5 protein-coding genes are annotated in these 4,619 nt (G+C 46.0%); 4 read left to right on the forward strand and 1 reads right to left on the reverse strand.

What is annotated here, in order from left to right; all coding sequences use genetic code 11:
• The 4 genes from ENN66_05275 to ENN66_05290 form a co-directional block, all read left to right on the forward strand.
• On the forward strand, nt 1-1,044 hold a 1,044-nt coding region (locus tag ENN66_05275; GenBank protein HDS16011.1), incomplete at its 5' end, for an IS66 family transposase.
• A gap of 93 nt (nt 1,045-1,137) precedes the next feature.
• Nucleotides 1,138-1,836 carry a response regulator transcription factor gene (locus ENN66_05280; GenBank protein HDS16012.1) on the forward strand — a complete coding sequence of 233 codons (699 nt, stop codon included), beginning with the start codon at nt 1,138-1,140 and terminating at the stop codon, nt 1,834-1,836.
• A gap of 213 nt (nt 1,837-2,049) precedes the next feature.
• The gene (locus tag ENN66_05285; GenBank protein ID HDS16013.1) at nt 2,050-2,367 is read left to right on the forward strand and encodes a PilZ domain-containing protein; all 318 of its coding nucleotides are present in this window, start codon (nt 2,050-2,052) and stop codon (nt 2,365-2,367) included.
• Between the two features lie 168 nt (nt 2,368-2,535).
• The gene (locus ENN66_05290) at nt 2,536-3,546 is read left to right on the forward strand and encodes an NAD-dependent epimerase (GenBank protein ID HDS16014.1); all 1,011 of its coding nucleotides are present in this window, start codon (nt 2,536-2,538) and stop codon (nt 3,544-3,546) included.
• Nucleotides 3,547-3,695: 149 nt separating this feature from the next.
• Here the strand turns inward: ENN66_05290 and ENN66_05295 are convergent, their stop codons facing one another.
• Nucleotides 3,696-4,316, reverse strand: a complete 621-nt coding sequence (locus ENN66_05295) for a hypothetical protein (protein ID HDS16015.1) — start codon at nt 4,314-4,316, stop codon at nt 3,696-3,698.
• Nucleotides 4,317-4,619: the final 303 nt, after the last annotated feature.

The following is a 4,619-nucleotide window of genomic DNA, read 5'->3' on the forward strand; positions in this document are numbered from 1 at the left end:
TACCGAGCTGAGATTCTGGAAGACCAAAATGGCAAACAGTATGTAGCACCATTTCCCGAAGAGGTTACGAAAGCGGCTCAGTATGGTCCCGGGATTAAGGCGCACTCAGTTTATTTGTCACAAAATCAGCTGCTTCCTTATAAACGAGTACAGGAATACTTTTGTGAACAGCTGCAAATCCCTATCAGCGACGGCTCAATTTTCAATTTTAACCAGGAAGCATTTCTGCTGCTGGATGATTTTGAGAAAGCGGTTAAGTATAAGCTGATGACCGCCGGTTTAGCTCATGCCGATGAAACCGGAGTTAACATCGGCGGCAAACGCCACTGGCTGCATTGCATGAGCAACGATTTATGGACTTGCTACTTTCCTCATGAAAAGCGGGGAACCGAAACCATGGATGCCATGGGCATCCTGCCGGGATTCAGAAGAATATCATGCCATGACCACTGGAAGCCGTATTTTTCATATAACTGTTCACATGCCCCTTGCAATGCTCACCACCTCAGGGAGCTTGAGAGAGCATGGGAACAGGAGGATCAAAAGTGGGCCAAAGAGCTAAAAGAGTTTCTCGAGGCCGTCAATCAAGAGGTGATTGATGCCGGCGGCAAACTCAGCATCGAAAAAGTTCGAGAATTCCGAGAAACATACAACAAGCTGCTAAAACAGGCCGATCATGAATGTCCAAAACCACCACCCAGAGAAAAAGGCAAGCGAGGCAGAGTCAAAAAGACAAAATCCAGAAACTTATTGGAGCGACTCAGAGATTTTCAAGATGATGTCCTCCGGTTTATGGAAAATGACACTGTATCGTTCACCAACAATCAGGGTGAAAACGATATTCGCATGACCAAGGTGCAGCAAAAGATCTCCGGCTGCTTCCGGTCAATCGACGGCGCCAGAATGTTTTGCCGTATTCGTGGCTATCTGTCCACTTGCCGCAAGCAAGGTGTATCGACGAGCTATGCCTTGGAATGCCTGTTCAACAAGACATTGCCAGCATTTGCCAGAAAAGCACTGGCGTCTATGAATCACGGTGAATAGTTACAGCAATTTTTTAATTTTGGAAGTTGACATTTTACCGTTCATGTTGTTACTACCTGTAAACAATGTCTAAACTTTACCTCCAGGGTTTCGATGGCTATTTCGACTGATATGAAAATCCGTAAATGGGTTGCTTACATTGTCGGAAAACATAAAATTCAAAAGGGGTTGTTGGCTTCCTTTATCGAACGCGAGTTTGGTTTTTTTTGCCAAGTTGCGGAAAACGGTACGGATTTACCTGATGAGAAGATTGCCCCTGGCCGGTCATTGTTGATCGTGCGGGATTGCTCCGGAGATCAGGCGGATGATATTATCAATTATCTTGACCTCTATGGTGAGCGTTTGTTGCATGATGATATGATTTGTTTGGTGGTCATTAATCTTAGTCCGGAGACCGGGATTGAAGCTGAGTTGCTGCGCCGTGGGGTTCGTGGGGTGATCAACACAAGTGTTGCCCCTAATGTTCTGATTCGCTTTATTGAAGCGGTTATCAATGGAGAACTCTGGTTTCCTCGTCATCTGGTCAGCCGTTGTATCCTGGAAAATTGGGGTCAGCCGGCGTCCGCTCGGGAGTTATTATCATCGGATCCTCCCAGCCTGCCGGTTAGTCTGACGGAACGAGAACGTGAAGTGTTGCTTGAGATTGGGATAGGTTCAACGAATGATCAGATTGCCGACCGTCTTTGCATCAGCCAGCATACGGTTAAGAGCCACATTTACAGCATTTTTCGTAAAATTAACGTCCCTAACCGTTTGCAGGCCGCGCTTTGGGCGTCCAAATATCTGATCTGAAGCACATGGTAAGGCGGCAAGATTTGTTCTCCGGCTTGATTTAGGCCAAAAGTATTAATTAAATTCATACTTTTGACTGATTGATTTTCCTTGGTCTTTGTTGTATTCTTTTCATATAGTATATCAAAACAATTAAGCGGTCAGTTCACTCTTTAGGATTAGTTGCCGGATCTTAGAAGAGAGCGGTTCGTTGCGAAAAAACTGGAGAGTCTTATGGAAAGGCGTACTGTTACTAGATATAACCTTCAGGTTCCGGCGCGGGTTGAAACCCTGTCTGATCAAGGCGCGATTCAGCTTTATGAGTGGAAAACGAGGGATGTTTCATCTGGTGGTGCCTTTATCTTGACCGATGGCCGGAGTCTGCCGAGCGGGGCGGATGTCAAAGTTGATCTGCTGCTTAATTCATTTTCTGGAGCCGGTTCATGGGTAAGCGTAAGCGGCCGGGTAGTCCGGATTGAAAATGACGGTTTTGGGGTCTGTTTTGATGGCTATTACCAGTTTGTTAGACACGGCTCCAAACTTGATATATAGGCAGGCTCATGTCTGGGTTGGTTGTACTAATTTGGGCTGGGACGGCAATGGCTGTTTCAGCCTTTTTTCTTGTAATATTTCCTGTGCTTCAAAGGAAATTTTCTTAAGGTCGCAATAAATGTTGTGGCCTCATTTCCTTGAATTGCATTCTGGCAGAAAGTTAATTTTATGAAAATTCTTGTTACAGGGGCCGCTGGTTTTATCGGTTTTCATGTCAGCCGCCGTCTGCTTAGCGCCGGACTGGAAGTTGTAGGTCTGGATAATCTTAATGATTATTATGATGTGCAACTAAAAAAGGATCGTCTGAAAATGCTGGAAGGGGAAAAAAATTTTTCCTTTGCCGCCTGTGATCTGGTCGATAATCTGGAAGTGGCCCAAATCTTTCAGGAGAACCTTTTTCATTCAGTGATTAATCTTGCCGCTCAGGCCGGGGTACGTTACAGTCTTGAAAATCCCAGGGCTTACATTGATAGTAACCTGGTTGGTTTTTTAAATATTCTTGAAGGCTGTCGTCACAATCGCGTTCAACATCTGATTTATGCATCCTCAAGTTCGGTTTATGGTCTCAATACCCATATGCCATTTTCGATTCACGATAATGTTGATCACCCGGTCAGTCTTTATGCCGCGAGTAAAAAAGCGAATGAGTTAATGGCTCATGCTTACAGCCATCTTTACCAGTTGCCGGTTACCGGACTACGTTTTTTTACCGTTTACGGGCCTTGGGGAAGACCTGATATGGCTTTGTTTCTTTTTACGCGGGCGATTCTTGCAGGGGAGCCGATCAAGGTTTTTAATTATGGTGAAATGGCGCGGGATTTTACCTATATAGATGACATCGTTGAGGGTATTTTCCGTTTACTCAGCCATCCGCCCGAAAAGAATCAAGCCTGGGATGGGGCCGCTCCGGATCCCGGCAGTAGTCCGGCTCCTTATCGGCTGTATAATATTGGCAACCACAGTCCGGTGAAGCTGCTTGATTTTATTGCGATGCTTGAAAGATCTCTGGGGCTGAAGGCGAAAATGGAGATGTTGCCGATGCAACCGGGAGATGTCCCGGCAACCTGCGCCGAAGTCGCTGACCTTGAAGCGGCAGTAGGCTTTGCTCCTGATACTCCTCTGGAACAGGGGATGCAGGAATTTGTTGCCTGGTATCGGAATTATTATGGGGTAGAGTGAGGGAAACCGCCAAGATAGTTGCTCGTTGTTTCTTCTTTCAGTCGGGATTTTGAGGCTGAGTTTAGTGCGGCGTTAAGGCGGGATAAAGCAAAAAGAGCCCGTGAAGACTCTTTTGAAGCGGTTGATTCCGGCGTGGCTAATGATCTCTGTCAGCCAAGAGCACTGAAAATTGCTCCGGGTTGACTGCTGTTTGAGGTCGCGGAACCTCCGCCGAGGCCGGCCATGATGCCCGGATACGGCGAGGCTGATCTCAGGGAGGACTGTAGCAGGTTTTTTCTGTCTGAAGCTGCTGTCTGGGTCTCACCATTCAGGGAGCTTGCGGCAGTTGGTTGCTTATCTTCGGTGTTTAACTGTAGTGAGTTCCGGGCAGAGCCGGTGTCAGTGAGCTGCTTCAGGGAGTAAACGCTTGACGAGGTCTGATTTGCTTCTGCTTGATAAGCCGTAGTCGGTTGTGGACTCTTATGATCCTGCGGTGCGGTTGGCAGCGTTTGGTTCAGGGTTGAATTTTGCTGTTGCAGAGAGGCCGCCTGCCGGCTGATTTCAATTATTTCCGTTATCTGTGAGTCAAGGTCGGATAGCCGGCTATTATCATTCTCAGGGCCACGTTGGAGGGTCGCCTGTTCCGCTCGTGCCTTGGAAAAATAGACTTCCGGTGCCTGCATGCCTTGGTCAATCGCCATCGATGTTTCTATTGACATATTAGGTATCCCATAAAAGGCATTCATTCTGGAAAGAAGAGATATTTTAGGATTGTTCGCCAGGGTCTCCATACTAATGAGCCTTCCAGCATTGATTTCTACGTTTGTCTGAAGGAGCTACTTTATAACAACAATCTTTCCGACTCTACTTCACTGTCCAGTCTAACATGGATTCAGACAAAAAGCAAACTTGTCAATAATTAATCTATTAAAAGGTGTTGCAAAGATTGGATAAAATATCAATAATAACATTTACTTAATGCAGGAAAACCTCTATAATGGGCATCAATGATCATCACAAAACATCAGCCCAAAATAGCGGTTTTCCATGCTCCGTAAAGATATCAAAAACGAAGTGAGAGCACAACTCAAAAA

Source organism: Pseudomonadota bacterium (assembly GCA_011049115.1).
Classification (GTDB): Bacteria; Desulfobacterota; Anaeroferrophillalia; order Anaeroferrophillales; family Tharpellaceae; genus DSCM01.